Origin of the sequence: Sphingomonas sp. Leaf62 (genome assembly GCF_001421915.1) — a bacterium.
GTDB lineage: Bacteria > Pseudomonadota > Alphaproteobacteria > Sphingomonadales > Sphingomonadaceae > Sphingomonas.
This window is the reverse complement of the sequence record NZ_LMLN01000012.1, coordinates 71977-91350: the sequence shown is the minus strand read 5'-3', so window position 1 is coordinate 91350 and position 19374 is coordinate 71977. Positions and strand designations below refer to the sequence as shown.

The 19374-nt window shown below is 66.2% G+C and carries 22 protein-coding genes; 8 read left to right on the top strand and 14 right to left on the bottom strand.

Features of this window, described 5'->3' with window-relative positions; all coding sequences use genetic code 11:
* Positions 1 to 25: 25 nt before the first annotated feature.
* The 10 genes from ASE91_RS19265 to ASE91_RS07365 form a co-directional block, all read right to left on the bottom strand.
* Positions 26 to 229 (bottom strand): hypothetical protein, encoded by a 204-nt coding sequence (locus tag ASE91_RS19265; protein WP_156357719.1) that lies wholly within the window; start codon positions 227 to 229, stop codon positions 26 to 28.
* A gap of 192 nt (positions 230 to 421) precedes the next feature.
* Positions 422 to 745, bottom strand: a complete 324-nt coding sequence (grxD, locus tag ASE91_RS07405; protein ID WP_056624680.1) for a Grx4 family monothiol glutaredoxin — start codon at positions 743 to 745, stop codon at positions 422 to 424.
* A gap of 32 nt (positions 746 to 777) precedes the next feature.
* Positions 778 to 1020, bottom strand: coding sequence for a BolA/IbaG family iron-sulfur metabolism protein (locus tag ASE91_RS07400; RefSeq protein WP_055996542.1), 243 nt, complete (start codon positions 1018 to 1020; stop codon positions 778 to 780).
* Positions 1020 to 1343 (bottom strand): DUF1476 domain-containing protein, encoded by a 324-nt coding sequence (locus ASE91_RS07395; RefSeq protein ID WP_056624429.1) that lies wholly within the window; start codon positions 1341 to 1343, stop codon positions 1020 to 1022. The genes ASE91_RS07400 and ASE91_RS07395 overlap by 1 nt, the downstream gene beginning before the upstream one ends.
* 296 nt (positions 1344 to 1639) lie before the next feature.
* Entirely contained in the window at positions 1640 to 2635 is a 996-nt protein-coding gene (locus ASE91_RS07390) for an NADPH:quinone oxidoreductase family protein (protein ID WP_200911216.1), read from the bottom strand.
* The gene (gene leuD / locus ASE91_RS07385) at positions 2598 to 3227 is read right to left on the bottom strand and encodes a 3-isopropylmalate dehydratase small subunit (RefSeq protein ID WP_055996548.1); all 630 of its coding nucleotides are present in this window, start codon (positions 3225 to 3227) and stop codon (positions 2598 to 2600) included. The genes ASE91_RS07390 and leuD overlap by 38 nt, the downstream gene beginning before the upstream one ends.
* A gap of 126 nt (positions 3228 to 3353) precedes the next feature.
* Positions 3354 to 4790, bottom strand: coding sequence for a 3-isopropylmalate dehydratase large subunit (gene leuC, locus ASE91_RS07380; protein ID WP_056624426.1), 1437 nt, complete (start codon positions 4788 to 4790; stop codon positions 3354 to 3356).
* Between the two features lie 412 nt (positions 4791 to 5202).
* Positions 5203 to 5838 (bottom strand): CoA transferase subunit B, encoded by a 636-nt coding sequence (locus ASE91_RS07375; RefSeq protein ID WP_056624422.1) that lies wholly within the window; start codon positions 5836 to 5838, stop codon positions 5203 to 5205.
* A gap of 4 nt (positions 5839 to 5842) precedes the next feature.
* Positions 5843 to 6766: an HAD family acid phosphatase gene (locus ASE91_RS07370; RefSeq protein ID WP_082453882.1), complete on the bottom strand. Its 924-nt coding sequence runs from the start codon at positions 6764 to 6766 to the stop codon at positions 5843 to 5845.
* Positions 6766 to 7467 (bottom strand): CoA transferase subunit A, encoded by a 702-nt coding sequence (locus tag ASE91_RS07365; RefSeq protein ID WP_082449412.1) that lies wholly within the window; start codon positions 7465 to 7467, stop codon positions 6766 to 6768. The genes ASE91_RS07370 and ASE91_RS07365 overlap by 1 nt, the downstream gene beginning before the upstream one ends.
* A 126-nt stretch (positions 7468 to 7593) precedes the next feature.
* On the opposite strand from ASE91_RS07365, the gene ASE91_RS07360 reads away from it, so the two are divergent.
* Positions 7594 to 9246 carry a thiamine pyrophosphate-binding protein gene (locus ASE91_RS07360; RefSeq protein WP_056624419.1) on the top strand — a complete coding sequence of 551 codons (1653 nt, stop codon included), beginning with the start codon at positions 7594 to 7596 and terminating at the stop codon, positions 9244 to 9246.
* 477 nt (positions 9247 to 9723) lie between these two features.
* Here ASE91_RS07360 and ASE91_RS07355 read toward each other — a convergent pair whose 3' ends face one another.
* The 3 genes from ASE91_RS07355 to thiS form a co-directional block, all read right to left on the bottom strand.
* Positions 9724 to 10068, bottom strand: a complete 345-nt coding sequence (locus tag ASE91_RS07355; protein WP_056624416.1) for a hypothetical protein — start codon at positions 10066 to 10068, stop codon at positions 9724 to 9726.
* A 146-nt stretch (positions 10069 to 10214) separates the two neighbouring features.
* On the bottom strand, positions 10215 to 10397 hold the full coding sequence (locus ASE91_RS07350; RefSeq protein WP_055996560.1) for a CsbD family protein: 183 nt from the start codon (positions 10395 to 10397) through the stop codon (positions 10215 to 10217).
* A gap of 89 nt (positions 10398 to 10486) precedes the next feature.
* A complete protein-coding gene (gene thiS, locus ASE91_RS07345) occupies positions 10487 to 11494 on the bottom strand; it encodes a sulfur carrier protein ThiS (RefSeq protein ID WP_082453881.1) in 1008 nt (335 codons plus the stop codon).
* A 107-nt stretch (positions 11495 to 11601) separates the two neighbouring features.
* On the opposite strand from thiS, the gene aroQ reads away from it, so the two are divergent.
* From aroQ to ASE91_RS07315, 6 genes are all read left to right on the top strand, one after another.
* Positions 11602 to 12036, top strand: coding sequence for a type II 3-dehydroquinate dehydratase (gene aroQ / locus ASE91_RS07340; protein WP_056624413.1), 435 nt, complete (start codon positions 11602 to 11604; stop codon positions 12034 to 12036).
* Positions 12037 to 12081: 45 nt separating this feature from the next.
* Positions 12082 to 12594, top strand: a complete 513-nt coding sequence (accB, locus tag ASE91_RS07335; RefSeq protein WP_056624411.1) for an acetyl-CoA carboxylase biotin carboxyl carrier protein — start codon at positions 12082 to 12084, stop codon at positions 12592 to 12594.
* A 1-nt stretch (position 12595) separates the two neighbouring features.
* Positions 12596 to 13945, top strand: a complete 1350-nt coding sequence (accC, locus tag ASE91_RS07330; protein WP_055996569.1) for an acetyl-CoA carboxylase biotin carboxylase subunit — start codon at positions 12596 to 12598, stop codon at positions 13943 to 13945.
* Between the two features lie 154 nt (positions 13946 to 14099).
* Positions 14100 to 14435 carry an arsenate reductase (glutaredoxin) gene (gene arsC / locus ASE91_RS07325; protein ID WP_056624406.1) on the top strand — a complete coding sequence of 112 codons (336 nt, stop codon included), beginning with the start codon at positions 14100 to 14102 and terminating at the stop codon, positions 14433 to 14435.
* A gap of 287 nt (positions 14436 to 14722) precedes the next feature.
* Positions 14723 to 16306, top strand: a complete 1584-nt coding sequence (locus ASE91_RS07320; RefSeq protein ID WP_056624403.1) for a phospholipase D-like domain-containing protein — start codon at positions 14723 to 14725, stop codon at positions 16304 to 16306.
* A 31-nt stretch (positions 16307 to 16337) separates the two neighbouring features.
* Positions 16338 to 16619: a hypothetical protein gene (locus ASE91_RS07315; protein WP_056624400.1), complete on the top strand. Its 282-nt coding sequence runs from the start codon at positions 16338 to 16340 to the stop codon at positions 16617 to 16619.
* A gap of 45 nt (positions 16620 to 16664) precedes the next feature.
* Here the strand turns inward: ASE91_RS07315 and ASE91_RS07310 are convergent, their stop codons facing one another.
* Positions 16665 to 16901 (bottom strand): hypothetical protein, encoded by a 237-nt coding sequence (locus ASE91_RS07310; protein WP_056400153.1) that lies wholly within the window; start codon positions 16899 to 16901, stop codon positions 16665 to 16667.
* A 244-nt stretch (positions 16902 to 17145) separates the two neighbouring features.
* On the opposite strand from ASE91_RS07310, the gene purL reads away from it, so the two are divergent.
* Positions 17146 to 19368 (top strand): phosphoribosylformylglycinamidine synthase subunit PurL, encoded by a 2223-nt coding sequence (gene purL / locus ASE91_RS07305; RefSeq protein ID WP_056624398.1) that lies wholly within the window; start codon positions 17146 to 17148, stop codon positions 19366 to 19368.
* The last annotated feature ends 6 nt before the right edge of the window (positions 19369 to 19374 follow it).

Sequence of the window (19374 nt, the reverse complement as noted above, 5' to 3'; positions counted from 1 at the left end):
ACTCCCGCCGCGTGGTGAAGGGCGGTTAACCGCAATGGCCGATGGAAACGTGCAATGTTCGGAACTGGCACGCGATCTGCAACGGTACAGGCACCCGATGCGTTCGCGCTTCAATCGGGCGGGCCAGCATCCTTGCCGGTCCGCCCACCCGGGTCTCCCTCACCGACAGCCATGCCATTCCGCCGCCGGCGTTGAACTGGTCTATGATCGCTTCGACCGGGCGGAACATCCGAGCAGAGGTCGCCCTGGCGAGGGGCGGGCGCCTGCAGCAGCACTCGCCGCGCTTTCACGAAGCTATTTCAGGCGTCGTCAGTCCGCGGTCCGGCGCACCCCCGATGACTCAACCTCCGCCACCCCAAACGGAAAACCCGGCCGCACCATCGTGCGACCGGGCCTTCCCGACGGTCCAAAACCTGAAACCTCAGGCCGCCTTGTCGCCGCCCAGCATTTCGGCCAGTTCGCCGCTCTCGTACATTTCCATCATGATGTCCGATCCGCCGACGAACTCGCCATTGACGTACAGCTGAGGGATGGTCGGCCAGTCCGAATAGGCCTTGATGCCCTGGCGGATGCCCTGATCCTGCAACACGTCGACGCTTTCGAACTGGGTGTTCAGATGGTTCAGGATCGCCACCGCCCGGCTCGAAAAGCCGCACTGCGGGAACAGCGGGCTGCCCTTCATGAACAGCACCACCGGGTTGCTCTTCACCACCGCGTCGATGCGGGCGTTGGTATCGTCGGTCATCGTCATATCCTTCTCGTCGCCCGACGGGCGCTTCATGCCTGTGGAGTGGGGACGCCGGTCGTCAGTTGCAATGCGTGCAGTTCGCCGCCCATCCGTTCACCCAGCGCGGCATAGACCGCGCGCTGCTGTGCGATACGCGGTTTCCCACGGAAACTCTCCGACACGACCCGTGCCGCATAATGGTCGCCATCGCCCGCCAGATCGGTGATCTCGACCACCGCATCGGGAATGGCGGCGACGATCAGCGCCTCGATCGCCTGTGCCTCCATCGGCATTACATGCTCTCCAGCAGCTGCCGGCGGGCTTCGACCGTGCAATCGGCCATCGCCTGGCGAATGTCCGACTCGCCGCAATCGACACCGGCGGCGGCCAAATCGGATATCAGCTTGCGAATCACATCCTCGTCACCGACTTCCTCGAAATCGGCCTGAACGACCGACGTCGCATAGGCGTCGGTTTCGGCCGGGGTCAGTTCCATGCGTTCGGCGGCCCATTGGCCCACCAGCTTGTTGCGCCGCGCGGTCACGCGGAACGCCATTTCCCCGTCACGGGCGAATTTGGCTTCGAAAGCGCGCTCCCGGTCGTCGAACGTCGTCATGGCAATCCCCTAATGGTCCCTCCCCCGCGAGATAGGACGCAGCCGGGTTCCGTGCAACGGCGCAGGGTTGGGAGGCTGGTACAACTCGCCGCCATCACCAGATCACGTCCCCCGTCGTCCCGAACCCGTGCCCCACCGTCATCCCGGCGAAGGCCGGGATCCATAACCGCAACGGTCACGCCTCCATCGCCAAGCTGCGCGTCTATGGTTTCCCGCCTTCGCGGGAAGGACGAAATTCATGCAGGTTCGACGTCAAGCAACCCCTTTGCGCCTCCGCGCCTTCGCGTGAACCAAATTTACGGCACCACAACCAGCTTCCCGACGACCCGACGCGCAGCCAGCGCCGCAATCGCATCGCCGCCACGCTCCAGCGGAAACACCCCCGTAACCTTCGGTGCGATCGCGCCCTTGTCCCACAACCGGAACAGTGTCGCCACATGCGCCGCATTCGCCGCCGGATCGCGCGTCGCGAATGCGCCCCAGAAGACGCCGCACACATCGCAACTCTTGAGCAGCGTCAGGTTGAGCGGCAGCCTCGGTATCCCGGCCGGAAACCCGACCACCAGATAGCGCCCTTCCCACCCGACGCTGCGCAGCGCCGGTTCGGCATAGTCGCCGCCGACCGGATCGAACACGATGTCCGCGCCCTGCCCGCCGACCGCCGCCTTGAACGCATCCGCCAGCGCCTTCGACGCCGCCTTGTCGAGCGGCGCGTACGGATAGACGACGACCTCGTCCGCACCCGCGCTCCGCGCCGCCGCCGCCTTTTCCTGCGAAGACACCGCCGCAATCACCCGCGCCCCGAACGCCTTGCCCAGCTCGATCGTCGCCAGCCCGACACCGCCCGCAGCCCCCAGCACCAGCAACGTCTGCCCCGCGGCGATCCTCCCGCGATCGACCAGCGCGTGGATCGCGGTGGCATAGGTCAGCAACAGCGCCGCACCATCTTCGAAACTGCGGTTCGGTGGCAGGCGGTGGAGCGCGGCGGCGGGCAGCGCCAGTTTCTCGACCATCCCGCCATGGCCGGTGACCGCGATCACCCGGTCGCCGACCGCCCAGCCCTCGACACCCTCGCCGACGCTCTCGATGACGCCCGCGACCTCACCCCCCGGCGCGAACGGGCGCTGCGGGCGGAATTGATAGCGATCCTCGATGATCAGCACGTCGGGATAGTTGACGGCACAGGCGCGGACGGCGACGATCACTTGGCCCCCGCCCGCTACCGGCTCGGGCAATTCCCCGATCGCGAGGCGTTCAGGCCCGCCCGGCTCCTTCGACAGCAACGCCCGCATCACCGCTTCTCCCATTGAGCCACGGTCGGGCATTCGCCACGCCGGACTCATATTTCGAAATCGCGGTATCTTGTGCCAGCGTCATGCCGATCTCGTCCAGCCCCTCCATCAGGCACCGGCGACGAAACGGATCGAGGTCGAAGGTGAAGCGATCCTGATACGGCGTGGTGACGGTCATCGTCTCCAGATCGACCGCGATCGGCTGATCCTTCGCCACCTCGACCAGCCGGTCGATCGCCGCTTGCGGCAGCACGACCGTCACGATCCCGTTCTTGATCGCATTCCCGGAGAAAATGTCGGAAAAGCTCGGCGCGATCACCGCCTTGACGCCCATGTCGCCCAGCGCCCACGCGGCATGTTCGCGGCTCGACCCGCAACCGAAATTCTCGCCTGCGATCAGGATCGGGCTGCCCGCGTAGCGCGGATCGTCAAAGATATTGCCGGCTTCCGCCCGAACGCTCTCGAACGCGCCCTTGCCCAGCCCCTCGCGCGTGGTGGTCTTCAACCAGTGCGCCGGGATGATGATGTCGGTGTCGATATTCTTGGCACCCCACGGATAGGCACCACCCTCGACCTGCGTGATCGCTTCCATCCTATGCTCCGTCGCGCGGCACGATCGGCTTCGCGACCGCCGGCCGCACGCTCGATGCATAGGCCGCCGCGACTCCGCTCAGCACCGCGCCCGCGATCAGCGCCATCAACACCTTCTTCATACGCCTTACTCCGTCACCAATTCGCGGACATCGGCCAGCCGCCCGGTCACCGCCGCCGCCGCCGCCATCGCCGGGGACAACAGGTGCGTCCGTGCGCCCGGTCCCTGCCGCCCTACGAAATTGCGGTTGCTGGTGGAAGCGCAGCGTTCGCCCGGCGGCACCTTGTCCGGGTTCATCGCCAGGCACATCGAACAGCCCGGTTCGCGCCATTCGAAGCCCGCTTCGGTAAAGATGCGGTCGAGCCCCTCGGCCTCGGCCTGTCGCTTGACCAGTCCCGACCCCGGCACGACCAGCGCCTGCTTGATCCCGCCCGCGACATGGCGGCCCTTCACGACGCTGGCGGCGGCGCGCAGATCCTCGATCCGGCTGTTGGTGCAGCTGCCGATGAAGATGTAGCTGACCGGGACGTCCTGCATCCGCGTGCCCGGCGTCAGCCCCATATAATCGAGCGATTTCTGCGCCGCGACGCGCTTGCTGGCATCAGCGAAGCTGTCGGGCGACGGGACCACGCCGGTGATCGGCACGACATCCTCGGGGCTGGTGCCCCAGGTCAGCGACGGCGCGATATCGCTGGCATACAGCTGCACGACGCGATCATACCGGGCTTGCGGGTCGGTCGGCAGCGTCCGCCAGTATTCGACCGCCCGGTCCCAATCGGCCCCGGTCGGGGCCATCGGCCGCCCCTTCAGATACGCGAAGGTCGTCTCGTCGGGCGCGATCAGCCCGGCGCGCGCCCCGCCCTCGATCGACATGTTGCTGATCGTCAGCCGCCCCTCGACCGACAGGCCGCGAATGACCTCACCGGTATATTCGACGACATAGCCGGTGCCGCCCGCCGCGCCGATCTTGCCGATGATCGCCAGCACGACGTCCTTGGCCGACACGCCATAGCCCAGCGTCCCGTCGACGCGGATTTCCATCGTCTTCGATTGCTGCAGCAACAGCGTCTGCGTCGCCAGCACATGCTCGACCTCGCTGGTGCCGATCCCGAACGCCAGCGCGCCCAGCGCCCCGTGCGCGCTGGTATGGCTGTCGCCGCACACCAGCGTCGTCCCCGGCAGCGTAAAGCCCTGTTCGGGTCCGACGACATGGACGATGCCCTGCTGCGCGGCGGTCGCGTCAATATAGCGGATGCCATATTCAGGCGCGTTCTTCTCCAGCGCCGCCAGCTGGCTGGCACTGGCCGGATCGGCGATCGGCAGGCGGTTGCCCTGCGCGTCCACCCGCGCCGTCGTCGGCAGATTGTGATCGGGCACCGCCAGCGTCAGGTCGGGCCGCCGCACCCGCCGTCCGGCGGCGCGCAGCCCGGCAAAGGCCTGCGGACTGGTGACCTCGTGGACGAGATGCCGGTCGATATAGATCAGGCAGGTGCCGTCATCGCGGCGTTCGACGACATGGTCGTCCCAGATTTTCTCGTACAGGGTTTGCGGACGGTTGCTCATGGGCGCGCGTTAACCGAAAACAGTCGCCAACAAAAGTCCGCACGACATTTTATTACCGATCTCGCTGGATTGCATACGGGCGCATCGAGCCTGATGCGATGGAACGGCAGGAGAAGGTTCGTTTCACGCGAAGGCGCGGAGACGCGATGGAAGAAGAGAGGTTGTGGACGTGGCGGTCGCCGCCTGTCCGGCGAAGCCTCTCTTCCTTTTGCCGCGAGCGCCGAAAGCCGCTGTCGCGGCGGACTTTACCGCAAGCGCAGTACTTTGCGCCCTTCGCGCCTCTGCGCAAACCAATTCTGCTACTTCTTCCTTCGCGTCTCCGCGCCTTCGCGTGAAACCAATCTTCTTATCGAGCGCCCACCGCGAACGTCATTCCTGCCTTCCCTGAAAGTGCGTCCGTGGACAGGCGGCGCTACCCCTCGTACGCCGCCGTCGTCTTCGCCCGAACCTCCTCGGTCGTCACCCCCGGCGCGCATTCGATCAGCCGGAACGGGCTGTCATGGTCGGCCCGCTGGAACACGGCCAGATCGGTGACGATCATGTCGACGACATTGCGCCCGGTCAGCGGCAGGGTGCATTCGGGGATGAACTTCGGATCGCCGTTCTTCGACGTGTGCTCCATCACGACGATGATCTTCTTGACCCCGGCGACCAGGTCCATGGCCCCGCCCATGCCCTTCACCATCTTGCCCGGGATCATCCAGTTGGCGATGTCGCCCTTCTCCGACACCTCCATCGCGCCCAGCACGGTCAGGTCGATATGCCCGCCGCGGATCATCGCAAAACTGTCGGCGCTGCTGAAATAGGCCGATTGCGGCAATTCGCTGATCGTCTGCTTGCCGGCGTTGATCAGGTCGGGGTCTTCCTCGCCGGCATAGGGAAACGGGCCGATGCCCAGCATCCCGTTTTCCGACTGCAACGTCACCTCGACGCCGTCCGGGATATGGTTCGCGACCAGCGTCGGGATGCCGATGCCCAGATTGACGTAGAATCCGTCCTTCAGCTCGCGCGCGGCACGCGCCGCCATTTCATCGCGGGTCCAGGCCATCGGGTTACTCCTTGCGCGCGCCGGGATCGGTCCAGCGCAGGTCATTGGGGAAAACATCGTCGAAATCACCGGCCAGCGCGGTGCCGTACACCGGGTTGGGCAGCACGAACCAGCCATTGCCCCACAGATTGGCGACGGCCGGCGAATCGGCGGCGGCGCGGCGCTCGGCGGGCTTCAGCCCGGTGTTGAACAGGTCGCTGAAATCGCCCAGCTGATCGCCGACCAGCGCCACGACGCAGTATCGGCTGGCGATGAGCGCGCGCCGGGCATCCTTGCCCGACCCGCCCGGCGCATCGCCCTTCAGGAACAGCGTTTCGCCATGTCTGGCGGGGCCGAGGCCCGCGCGGTTCAGCACGCCTTCGGTAAATTCGGCGGTCGCGGCGTTGCGGTTGGTGTTGAACACCACGGTCACGCCCGCCGCGCGCAGTGCCGCCAGCCCCTCGACCGCACCCGGCACGGCGCGGGTCGCGCGCCCGTCGGACCGCTCCCACCGTTCCCAGCGCGCGGCATCATAGCCAAGGCCACCGCGCGCATCCGAATACTCGTACCCGGTGTTCAGCAGCACGGTTTCGTCGACATCGAACACGACCGCCGGCTTGCCGGTGCAGGGCAGCTGCGCCGGCTGCGCGAGCGTCGCATTGGCGGCGAGGACCGCCGAGAGCGACATCCGCCGGAGCGTCGTCCGGTCGCGCAAATACTGGTTCACATAGCGGACCAGCCCGGCATAAGCCTGCCGGCTCGCCGCCGCCGCCTCACCCGACCCATAGAGATACTGCATCCCCGCCGGCACACCTGCCACGGTGGCCGGCGCGACCGGTGCCGCCGACTGGTTGCCGACCGCCACGACGCATCCCGACAGCGCGAAGGCTCCGACACCAAGAGCAAGCGTACGCGCCACCCCTTTGGTCAAACCGCGCGGCCACCCCATCACACCCGCTCCCGCACCGTGCGGAACTCGATCTGCTTGTCATACGGCGCGCCGACAATCATCCGCTTCACATAGATGCCCGGCAGATGGATCGCATCCGGGTCGAGCGACCCGACCGGCACGACTTCCTCGACTTCGGCCACGCAGAAATTGGCGGCGGTCGCCATCGGCTGGTTGAAGTTGCGCGCGGTCTTGCGGAAGATCAGGTTGCCGGCCTCGTCCGCCTTCCACCCCTTGATGATCGACAGGTCGGCGCGGATGCCGCGTTCGAGGATATAGTCCTCGCCGTCGAACTGCTTCACTTCCTTGCCTTCGGCGATCAGCGTGCCGACCCCGGTCTTGGTATAGAAGCCCGGAATGCCTGCCCCGCCCGCGCGACAACGTTCGGCGAGCGTCCCCTGCGGACAGAATTCCACTTCCAGCTCGCCCGACAGATATTGCCGTTCGAACTCCTTGTTCTCGCCGACATAGCTGGAGATCATCTTGGCGACCTGCCGGCTGCGCAGCAGCTTGCCCAGCCCCTGCCCGTCGATCCCGGCATTGTTGCTGGCGATGGTCAGCTTCTGGACGCCCGACGCCTCGATCGCGTCGATCAGCCGTTCGGGAATGCCGCACAGGCCGAACCCGCCCGCGCAGATCGTCATCCCGTCGTGGAGCAATCCCTCCAGCGCCGCCTCGGCACTCGGGTACAGCTTGTTCACTCGCTCTCTCCCAACTGGTCGCGTCGCCGATGTCGCAGGGTCGACCGGGCGGGTCAAGAACCTGAACCGCCCTTCAACTTCGCCGCCGCTCTGGCGTCGACCGGTGGCCCGCGATAGCGTGGGGCCATGACAACTCCACGACCCGGCGGCCGCATCCTCGTCGATGCCCTTGTCACCCATGGCTGCGACCGCATCTTCCACGTCCCCGGCGAAAGCTTTCTCGCGGTCCTCGATGCGCTGCACGACACGCCCGCGATCGATCTGGTCACCTGCCGGCAGGAGGGCGGGGTCGGCTTCATGGCCTGTGCCGATGCGGTGCTGACCGGCCGACCGGGCGTCGCCTTCGTCACGCGCGGCCCCGGTGCCACCAACGCGTCGATCGGCGTGCATGTCGCGATGCAGGATTCGATCCCGATGCTGCTGTTCATCGGCGACGTCGATCGCGGAATGCGCGACCGCGAAGGGTTTCAGGAGGTCGATTTCCTGACGATGTTCGCACCGCTCGCCAAGCTGGTGCTGCGCATCGACGATCCCGCGCGCATCCCCGAATATATCGCCCGCGCGTGGCGCGCCGCGACCTCTGGCCGCCCCGGCCCGGTCGTGATCGCGCTGCCCGAGGATATGCTGGTCGAGGAAGCGGTGGCGGTCGACCGCCCGCCGCTCGCCAGACTGGAAACGACGCTCGCCCCCGCCGACTTCGCCCACATTCTCGACCGGTTGCGCCGGGCCGAACGCCCGGTCGCGATCGTCGGTGGCGCGGGCTGGGACAAGGCGACCGGTGCCGCCTTCGCCGCCTTCGCCAAAAGCTGGGGCATCCCCGTCGCCGGTGCGTTCCGGCGACAGGACGCGATCGCCAACGATACTCCCGCATGGGCCGGCAATCTCGGCTACGGCCCCTCGCCCAGGCTGGTGCAACGGATCAAGGCCGCCGACCTGCTGCTGGTCGCCGGCGCGCGGCTCGGGGAAGCGACCACCGACGGCTATACCCTCGTCACCCCCGATCATCCGGGGCAAACGCTGATCCATGTCCATCCCGACCCGGCCGAACTCGACCGCGTGTACCGCGCCGACATCGCCATCGCCGCCGACCCGTTCGCCTTCGCCGCGATGCTCGCCCGCGCCGAACCGCCCGCCAATCCGCATCCGTCGGGTGCCGAAGCCCATGCCGAATGGCTGGCATGGTCCACCCCCGCCCCGCGCGACGTCGCCCTCGACCTCGGCCAATGCGTCGCGGCGATGCGCGAGCGCCTGTCGGGCCACGACACGATCATCTGCAACGGCGCGGGCAATTTCTCGGGCTGGTGGCATCGCTACTGGCACTATGGCTGGTCAGGCACGCAGCTCGCCCCGACCTGCGGCGCGATGGGCTATGGCGTCCCCGCTGCCGTCGCCGCCGCCTTGCGCGAACCCGACAAACTGGCAGTCGCGGTGGCAGGTGACGGCGACTTCCTGATGAACGGACAGGAACTGGCCACCGCCGTCCAGACGCAAGCAAACCTGCTCGTCATCCTCGTCGACAATGGCGGCTACGGCACGATCCGCATGCATCAGGAACGCGAATATCCCGCGCGCCTCAGCGGCACCGCGCTTCGCAACCCTGACTTCGCCGCCCTCGCCCGCGCATACGGTGCGTGGTCCGAAACCGTCGAGACGACCGACCAATTCGCCCCCGCCCTCGATCGCGCGCTGGCCCAGACCGGCGTCCGTCTGCTCCACTGCAGGACCGAGATCGAGATCATCACCCACAGCACGACGATCGCCGCCATTCGCAATCGTTAACCTCGCCCGCTGCTGTACCCCGCACCGGGCGGGATCGACATTCAGTTCGCTGCGCGTAAGGAATAGCGTTCCATCCCCTTTCCGTCACTCCCGCGCAGGCGGGAGTCCATACACGCCATCGTCGCAGATCCAGCCAAACCGTCGGCGTCTATGGATTCCCGCCTGCGCGGGAATGACGAAATTCCGTGGTTATCGCTGAAGGTCGATCGGCCCTAGTTCGAGACCTCTGCCGCAGTCGCGCGCCGAGGCAGAAACCCTCGTACCCCCGCGCAGGCGGGGGTCCAGAGCCAAGCAAAACAATCACTTGCGTTTGTGACACCAGCTCTCCGCGCGGGGGTACGCTTATCGATCAGCGATCGCGACTTCTGCAGGGATCGCGAACACATCCGGCATCACGGTCGTGAAGCTCGGTCGCTCCACCTGGACCCGTGTCGGGCAACGGTTCCGTTCGGACCGTTCGATCACACCGCCCCAACGCTACTCCACATCCGTCGCCAGCCGGTCCAGCCACGCCTGCGCCTGCTTGCGCTCGCCGACCGCCTGCGGCCCGACCGGGCCGCGCGATTTGATGAATTCGTGGTGCAAGGCGAAGGGCGGCATCCCCAACTGCTCGCGCATCGCGTCGATCTCCTCGCCGATCTGGACCAGTTCGTCGACGACCGGGGCGATAGCCGCGCGGGTACGTCGATCGCGGTTATGATCGAACAGCCCCTGTTTGCCCGACGCCGCCGCCGTCAGCGCGACGATCAACGCGTCGCGATACTCCGCCTCGCGCTCGACACGCAACGTTTCGGTACGGGCAAGTCGATCCGCTCTGGCCATCGCCGTTCCTATCGCGTCCGCTGCCTACCCGCAACGCGCGGCCTGCCGCAGCACGACGCCCGATACGAAAAGAGCCGCCCCGGTTTCCCGGAGCGACCCTTTCGCACCACCCGCCAACTACACGACGGTATGCGGTGCGGATCGGCTCAGATCTTGTCGCCGAGCGCGCCCTTGACGCTGCCCTTGACGTCCTGTCCGGTGCCCTTGGCCTGCTGGGCCTCGCCTTCGGCTTCCAGACGCTCGTTGTCGGTCGCCTTGCCTACGGCTTCCTTGACGTTGCCGGCGATCTTGTTGCCGGCGGCGGCGAGCTTGTCGGTGAGTTCACCCATGAAAGGCTCCTGTAGGTTGGCGAGGTTTCCCTCGCTGGATTGCGATGATAGAAACCGCAACCGCACCCACCGGTTCCATTAAACTTACTTCATATCAGGCCCGCCAGCGGGCTCGACGGATCGGCATAGCGCCGCCGCTGCATCCGGCCGGCCAGATAACCCATGCGCCCCGCCTCGACCGCGGCCTTCATCGCGCGGGCCATCAGCACCGGGTCCTTGGCCTCGGCGATGGCGGTGTTCATCAGCACCCCGTCGCAGCCCAGTTCCATCGCCACCGCCGCGTCGGACGCCTGTCCGACACCGGCATCGACCAGCACCGGCACCGTCGCCCCCTCGACGATCAGGCGGATCGTCACGAGGTTCTGGATGCCCAGCCCCGACCCGATCGGCGCGCCCAGCGGCATGATCGCGACCGCCCCCGCATCCTCCAGCCGCTTGGCCGCGATCGGATCGTCGACGCAATAGACCATCGGCAGAAAGCCTTCCCTGGCCAGCACCTCGGTCGCGCGCAGCGTTTCGACCATGTCGGGATACAGCGTCCGCGCCTCGCCCAGCACCTCCAGCTTGACCAGATCCCAGCCGCCCGCCTCGCGCGCCAGCCGCAGCGTGCGGATCGCGCTGTCGGCATCGAAGCAGCCGGCGGTGTTGGGCAGGTACGTGACCTTCTTCGGATCGATAAAGTCGGTCAGCATCGGTGCCTTGGGGTCGCTGACGTTCACCCGGCGCACCGCGACCGTGACGATCTCCGCGCCCGATGCTGCGACGGCGGCAGCATTCTGTTCGAAATTCTTGTACTTGCCGGTGCCGACGATCAACCGCGAGGTAAAGGCGCGGCCCGCCACGCTCCACGTATCGGCCGTCGTCGCGACCGGCGGATGATCGCCACCCCCGACAAAATGCACGATCTCCAGCTCGTCGCCATCCTCGACCTTCACGTCCTTCAGCGTCGAACGCGGCACCACTTCCAGATTGCGCTCGACCGCCACCTTTTCGGCGACCAGCCCGATCTGCGCGGCCAGCTCGGCGATGGTCAGCCCGTCGCGAACCCGCATGTGATCGCCGTTGACCGTGATGCTGATGGTGCCGTCGCTATGCATGTCGTCTCCTGCGGGCGAGCCGTTCTCTCGACTTACCGGGCCCGGTCCGGCTATGGTGCGCTGCATATAGGGAGGGCGGACAAGCCCCCGCAACCGAAAGCACCGCCTTGTCTGCCACCGTCTTCGTCCTCAACGGCCCGAACCTGAACCTGCTGGGCCTGCGCGAACCCGACATCTACGGGTCGGACACGCTCGACGACATCGCCGGCATGCTGGAGGATCGCGCCCGTGAACTCGGCCTTGCCATCGAACTGCGCCAGTCGAACCACGAAGGGCATCTGGTCGACTGGCTGCACGAGGCGCAGGCGGACGGGGCAAAGGCGGTGCTGCTCAACGCCGGTGCCTATACCCATACGTCGATCGCGCTCCACGACGCGATCAAGGCGGTGAAGACCCCGGTGATCGAGGTCCATCTGTCGAATCCGCATACCCGCGAGGACTTTCGCCACGTCAGCTTCGTCGGCCGCGCCGCACGCGGCACGGTGGCCGGGTTCGGCGCGCTCTCCTATCTGGTCGCGCTTGAAGCGGCCGCCCGCATCTGACAAGGGCGCGGTTTTTTATACTCAGCGATACCATTGGGGGTTACCATGGCAGACGACAATCAGGGCGAAGGAACGCCGTTCACCAGCCACGCGATGCGCGTCGACATCGACCTCGTCCGTGCGCTGGCGCAGGTGCTCGACGAAACCGACCTGACCGAGGTCGAGGTGGAGGACGGCGCGCGCAAGGTCCGCGTGGTGCGCAAGCATGCGCCGGTCGCACAGGCGACCTACGCCCCGGCCTATGCCTCGCAACCCGCGCCGCAGCTTGCCAGCGCCGCGACGACCACGATCGAGGCCGCTGCCGCCGTCGCGCCGGTCAGCGCCGTGCCGCCGGTGACCTCGCCGATGGTCGGCACCGTCTATCTCGCCGCCAATCCCGATGCGAAACCGTTCATCACGGTCGGGCAAAAGGTCGCGGCCGGGGACACGCTGGTCATCATCGAAGCGATGAAGGTCATGAACCCGATCGTCGCCCCCGCCGCCGGCACCGTCACCCAGATCCTCGTGTCGAACGGCCAGCCGGTCGAATTCGACCAGCCGCTGGTGGTCGTGGAATAACATGCCCGAAATCAAGAAACTGCTGATCGCCAACCGTGGCGAGATCGCGCTCCGCATCCACCGCGCGTGCCATGAAATGGGCATCAGGACGGTCGCGGTCCATTCGACCGCCGATGCCGATGCGATGCACGTGCGCCTCGCCGACGAAGCCATCTGCATCGGCCCGCCGGCGGCGACCGACAGCTATCTCAACATCCCCAACATCATCTCGGCCGCCGAGATCAGCGGCGCGGACGCGATCCATCCGGGCTATGGCTTCCTGTCGGAAAACGCCAAGTTCGCCGAGATCGTCGAGCTGCATAATTTGATCTTCGTCGGTCCCAAGCCCGAACATATCCGGGTAATGGGCGACAAGGTCGAGGCGAAGCGGACCGCCGGCAAGCTCGGCCTGCCCCTCGTCCCCGGCTCCGACGGCCCGATCGCGGACGTCGACGAGGCCAAGGCGATCGCCGCGTCGATCGGCTATCCGGTCATCATCAAGGCCGCATCGGGCGGCGGCGGGCGCGGCATGAAGGTCTGCGCATCCGAGGACCAGCTCGAAACGCTGATGCAGCAGGCGGGCAGCGAGGCGAAGGCGGCGTTCGGCGACGCCACCGTCTACATGGAGAAATATCTCGGCAACCCGCGCCATATCGAGTTCCAGGTGTTCGGCGACGGCAACGGCCACGCCATCCATCTGGGCGAGCGCGACTGTTCGCTGCAACGCCGGCACCAGAAGGTGCTGGAGGAAGCGCCCTCGCCGGTGCTCGGACAGGCCGACCGCGAGCGCATGGGCGGCATCTGTGCAAAGGCGATGGCCGATATGGGCTATCGCGGCGCGGGCACGATCGAATTCCTGTGGGAGGACGGCGAGTTCTATTTCATCGAAATGAACACCCGCCTGCAGGTTGAACATCCGGTGACCGAAATGATCACCGGCCTAGACCTCGTCCGCGAACAGATCCGCGTCGCCGAAGGGCACGGCCTGACCTGTCGGCAGGAGCAGATCCGCTTCACCGGCCACGCGATCGAATGCCGCATCAATGCCGAGGACCCGCGCACCTTCGCGCCGTCGCCCGGCACGGTGAAGCATTTCCACGCCCCCGGCGGGATGCACGTCCGCGTCGATAGCGGGCTGTATGCCGGCTACAAGGTGCCGCCCTATTACGACAGCATGATCGCCAAGCTGATCGTCTATGGCACCACCCGCGAACGCTGCCTGATGCGCCTGCGCCGCGCACTGGAGGAATTCGTGATCGAGGGGATGAAAACCACCATTCCGCTGCATCAGGCGCTGCTCGACGACCCCGAATTCCAGCAGGGCGACTATACGATCAAATGGCTCGAGGAATGGCTGGCAAAGAACGACTGACGTAAGATCCTCCCCGCCCGCGGGGAGGGGGGACCATCCGCAGGATGGTGGAGGGGGATNTCGCCCCGAACGCAGCGTCAGTGGAGCAGGCCATCCCCCTCCACCCCCTCGCCAGCGCGAACGGTCCCCCTCCCCACCATGTGGGGAGGAAATCATGAAAGCTACGATCTACCACAACCCCCGCTGCTCGAAGTCCCGCGCGGCTCTGACGCTCCTGACCGACGCCGGCGCCGACGTCACCGTCATCGAATATCTGAAAACCCCGCCGACCCGCGCAGAACTGGCCGACCTGTTCAACCGCGCCAACCTCTCCCCACGCGAGGCCCTGCGCACCGGCGAAACCGAAGCCAAACCGCTGAAGAACGCCACCGACGCCGCCATTCTCGACGCGATGGCCGAGCACCCCATCCTGATCGAACGCCCGATCGTCGAAACGTCCAGGGGCAGCGTCCTTGCCCGTCCGCCGGAACGGGTGCACGAAATCCTGTAACCACCTCTCCACCCCGTCACCCGGGCTTGACCCGGGGTGACGACAGATCGACGCCCCGCATCGTCATTCCCGCGAAGGCGAGCGCGCCCGCATCCGCCCTTTCCTACACGCCGCCACCCTGCCAGCATCGCCCTCCCGCTCTTTCCCATCGTCCGCCCGCCGCCCGTCCCAACCGGTGTCCGACACGCGCGCCACAAACCGCGCGCGAGTGTGACCTTTGTGACCTTTGGCCACGTCACGCGTCGCTAACCCTTGGAACCGTCACGATAGGATGCCATGGCGGGCATATGGCACGTCATACTCCTCCGCTCGAACCCGGTCGTAACTGCTGGCGGATCGAGCGCGCGACCCGCGCGACCGTGCTGGTTGATGCCGACAATTATTTCACCCATGCCCGCGACGCGATGCTGAAGGCCAGGAAGCAGATCATGCTGATCGGCTGGGACTTCGATGCGCGCATCCGGTTCAAGACCGATCCGAAGAGCGAAGGCCCCGACAAGGTCGGCGAATTCATCAGCTGGCTGGTGCGCCGCACGCCGGGGCTACAGGTCCATATCCTGCGTTGGGACACCGGTGCGATCAAGACGCTGTTCCACGGCCGCACGCTGGTACGGATCGCCAAATGGATCGGCGATCCGCAGGTCCATCTCCGCCTCGACGGGCATCACCCGATCGCCGGATCGCATCATCAAAAGGTCGTGGTCATCGACGACAGCGTCGCCTTTTGCGGCGGGATCGACATGACCGTCGACCGTTGGGACACGCGCGAACACCTCGACAACGATCCCCGTCGTCTCGAACCCGATGGCACGCCCTACCAACCATGGCACGACGTCACGACGGCGCTGGAAGGGCCGGTCGCGGCCGCCCTTGGCGACATGTGCCGCCGCCGCTGGGCAGTGTCGGGGGGCGAGGTCCTGCCCGCCCCGACCGGTACCGGCGATTGCTGGCCGACCGGGCTGGACGCCGACTTCACCGAAATCGACGTCGCCATCGCCCGTACCATCCCCGAAATGGCCGAACAGGAACCGGTGCACGAGATCGAGACGCTCTATCTCGACCTGATCGCCCGCGCCGAACGCTTCATCTACGCCGAAAGCCAGTATTTCGCCTCGCGCAAGGTCGCCGAGGCGATCGCGAGGCGGCTGGACGAAGCCGACGGCCCCGAAGTGGTGATCGTCAACCCGACCACGGCGGAGGGCTGGCTCGAACCGGTCGCGATGGATTCGGCGCGCGCCCGCATCTTTCAGGCGTTGAAGGAACGCGACCGCCACGACCGGCTGCGCATCTACCACCCCTTCACCGCCGGCGGCACCGCCATCTATGTCCATGCCAAGGTGACGGTGATCGACGACCAGCTGCTGCGCGTCGGCTCGTCGAACTTCAACAACCGCTCGCTGCGCCTCGACACCGAATGCGACGTGACCATCGATGCCACCCGCCATGTCAATGCCGACGAACGCCGCACCATCGCCGGCATTCGCGACTCGTTGCTGGCCGAGCATCTTTGCACCGATTGCAAGACGATCGAGGCCACGCTGGAGCGTACCGGCTCGCTGATCGCGACCATCGAGGAACTTCGCGGCGACGGCCGCTCGCTACGCCCCTATGAAGTGCCGGACCTCGGTGCAGTCACCGAATGGCTGGCCGACAACAAGATCCTCGATCCCGAAGGTCCGGGCGAGATGTTCGAAGGGTTGTCGCAGCGCACGCCGCTGCTCAAGAAGCTGAAGAAGCACCGCCCGCATCTCCACCGCGCCGACAATACGCTGTCGCCGGTGATGACGGCGGTCGCGGTCGGCGGCACCGTCGCCGGCGGCACGTTGCTTGGCATGATGCTGTGGCAGGCGTGGAAGAAGCGGAAAGTTTGAGCCGCTCGTCTTCCGGTCAGGAGACCGCTTGATGCTGCGGGTTCTGGCCGGATCGACATGGGCGATCGCCCTGCTGTCGCTCATCGTGCTTCGCTATGAGGTTCCGATCCGTTTACGGCAAGCGATAGGGATCGTCGCGCTTGTTCCGTTCGCGATCGTGGCGTGGCGCTGGTGGTCGGGAATGGCAACGCCGACTCTCGACACCGCATTCTTTGTCATGATGGGCGGACTGTTCTGCGACGACCTTGTTACCAAAATAGGAGAACGTCGGTCCGCAGTGCTGAACCGCGCTAACGGGCAAGGTACAAGCTGAAAACCGAAGCGGGGACCGACACCGGCCCCCGCCCCGCAACCGGACTTAGTTGCTGTCCGAATTGTCGTCGGTGGCGATGATGACGCCGCCGGCGACGATCGCGGCTGCCAGCAGTGCGAACACGATGCCGCCGCCGGCCAGCTTCTGGCCACCCTTGGTCGGGGCCGACGCACGGACCGACTTCGCAACCGACAGCGACTGCGCGTTCGATGCGGCGTTGGCGGCGACCGGGGCTGCGACCAGCGTGGTTGCCGCGATTGCCGTCAGAAACTTCGAAACCATTCAGATTCTCCCTTGCTCGGCATGACGCCCTGCTACGCCAGCGACCGGCGATGCGGATCACCGACGTCTAGCGCTATGCAAGGTTCCCACAGCAAACGGGTTAATCGAAGCGGATTAAATCCAGCCGATCATAATTGTTCTTCGCCTGTACCTATTTTGCAACGCAGCAGAACCACCGGAAACACATCGGCAACGATCACAAACCGGCTGGCACCGCCTGCGCGCGCACGCTAGAGGCACGCCCATGACCCAGATCACGCCCGAGATCGTCGCCGAACACGGCCTGAGCCCCGAAGAATATGCGCGTGTCCTGCACGCGATGGGCCGTGAGCCGAACCTCACCGAGCTTGGCATCTTCTCGGTCATGTGGTCGGAACATTGCAGCTATAAATCCAGCCGCATCCATCTGAAAAAGCTGCCGACGACCGGCCGTCAGGTCATTTGCGGTCCGGGTGAGAATGCCGGCGTGATCGATATTGGCGACGGACAGGCGGCGATCTTCAAGATGGAGAGCCACAACCACCCCTCGTACATCGAACCCTATCAGGGGGCGGCGACCGGCGTCGGCGGCATCCTGCGCGACGTGTTCACCATGGGTGCCCGGCCGATCGCGAACCTCAACGCGCTGCGCTTCGGCCGGCCCGATCATCCCAAGATGCGCCACCTGATCGCGGGCGTGGTCCACGGCATCGGCGGCTACGGCAACTGCGTCGGCGTGCCGACCGTCGGCGGCGAAGTGAATTTCCACCCCGCCTATGACGGCAACATTCTCGTCAACGCGATGACCGTCGGCATCGCCGACACCGACAAGATCTTCTATTCGGCGGCATCGGGCGTCGGCAATCCGATCGTCTATGTCGGGTCGAAGACCGGCCGCGACGGTATCCACGGCGCGACCATGGCCTCGGCGGACTTCGGCGAGGATGCCGAGGAGAAGCGCCCGACCGTGCAGGTCGGCGACCCCTTCACCGAAAAGCTGCTGATCGAGGCGTGCCTCGAACTCATGGCCTCCGACGCGATCGTCGCAATTCAGGACATGGGCGCCGCGGGCCTCACCTCCTCCTCGGTCGAGATGGCGTCGAAGGGCGGGGTCGGCATCGAACTGGTCATGGACGACGTGCCGCAGCGTGAGCGCGGCATGACCCCGTACGAAATGATGCTGTCGGAAAGCCAGGAGCGGATGCTCATGGTGCTCAAGCCCGGCCGCGAGGATTTCGCGCGCGCGATCTTCGACAAATGGGAGCTCGACTTCGCGGTCATCGGTCACGTCACCGACACCGGCCGCATGGTGCTAAAATGGCAGGGGGACGTCGTCGCCGACATTCCGCTGGCGCCGCTGGCCGACGATGCCCCGCTCTACGATCGGCCGCATGTCGCCACGCCCAAGCCCGCCGAGCTGACCGACGTCCCCGAATGCACCGATCCGGCCGCCGACCTGCTAAAGCTGATGGGATCGCCCGACATCGCCAGCCGCCGCTGGATCTGGGAACAGTACGACCACATGGTCGGTGCGAACACCGTGCAGCGCCCCGGCGGCGATGCGGCGGTGGTGCGGGTGCATGGGACGCAGAAGGCGCTGGCGATGACCACCGACTGCACCCCGCGCTATTGCTTCGCCGACCCGGTCGAGGGCGGAAAACAGGCGATCGCCGAGGCGTATCGCAACCTGACCGCCGTCGGCGCGACGCCGCTGGCGGTTACCAACTGCCTGAACTTCGCCAATCCGCAGCGGCCCGAGATCATGGGCCAGATCGTCGGCTGCCTCGACGGGATGAGCGAAGCCTGCCGCGCGCTCGACTTCCCGATCGTGTCGGGCAACGTCTCGCTCTACAATGAATCGAAAGCGACCGGCGGCGGCTCGGCGATCCTGCCGACCCCGGCGATCGGCGGCGTCGGGCTGCTGGCCGATTGGGAGAAGTCGGCGACGATCGCCTTCAAGCAGACCAGCGACATCATTCTGCGCGTCGGCGACCGCACCGGGCCGCTCGGCCAGTCGCTCTGGCTGCGCGAACTGCACGGCCGTGAGGAAGGCCCGCCGCCGCCGGTCGATCTCGACGCCGAACGCAGCACCGGCGGCTATATCCGCCGCGCGATCCTGTCGGGCAAGATCACCGCCTGCCACGACGTCAGCGACGGCGGCCTTGCGGTAACGGTCGCCGAAATGGCGCTGGCCGGCAATGTCGGCGCGATCCTCGACCGCAAGCTGCCGTTCGACGACATCGCCCGCTCGCTCTTTGCCGAGGATCAGGGCGTCTATATCGTCACCGTCCACGACCATGCGCTGCTCGAATTCCTGCAGGGCGCGGAAAAGGCCGGGGTCGATGCCGAACCGATCGGCCGGACGATCGGCAGCCGCATCATCTTCGAACTGACCGATGGCGATTTCGCCGTCTCGCTCGACGATCTGCGCAAGGCGCATGAAGGCTTTTTCCCGGCACTGATGAACGGCGACGCCGCAATTGCCTGAACCGAC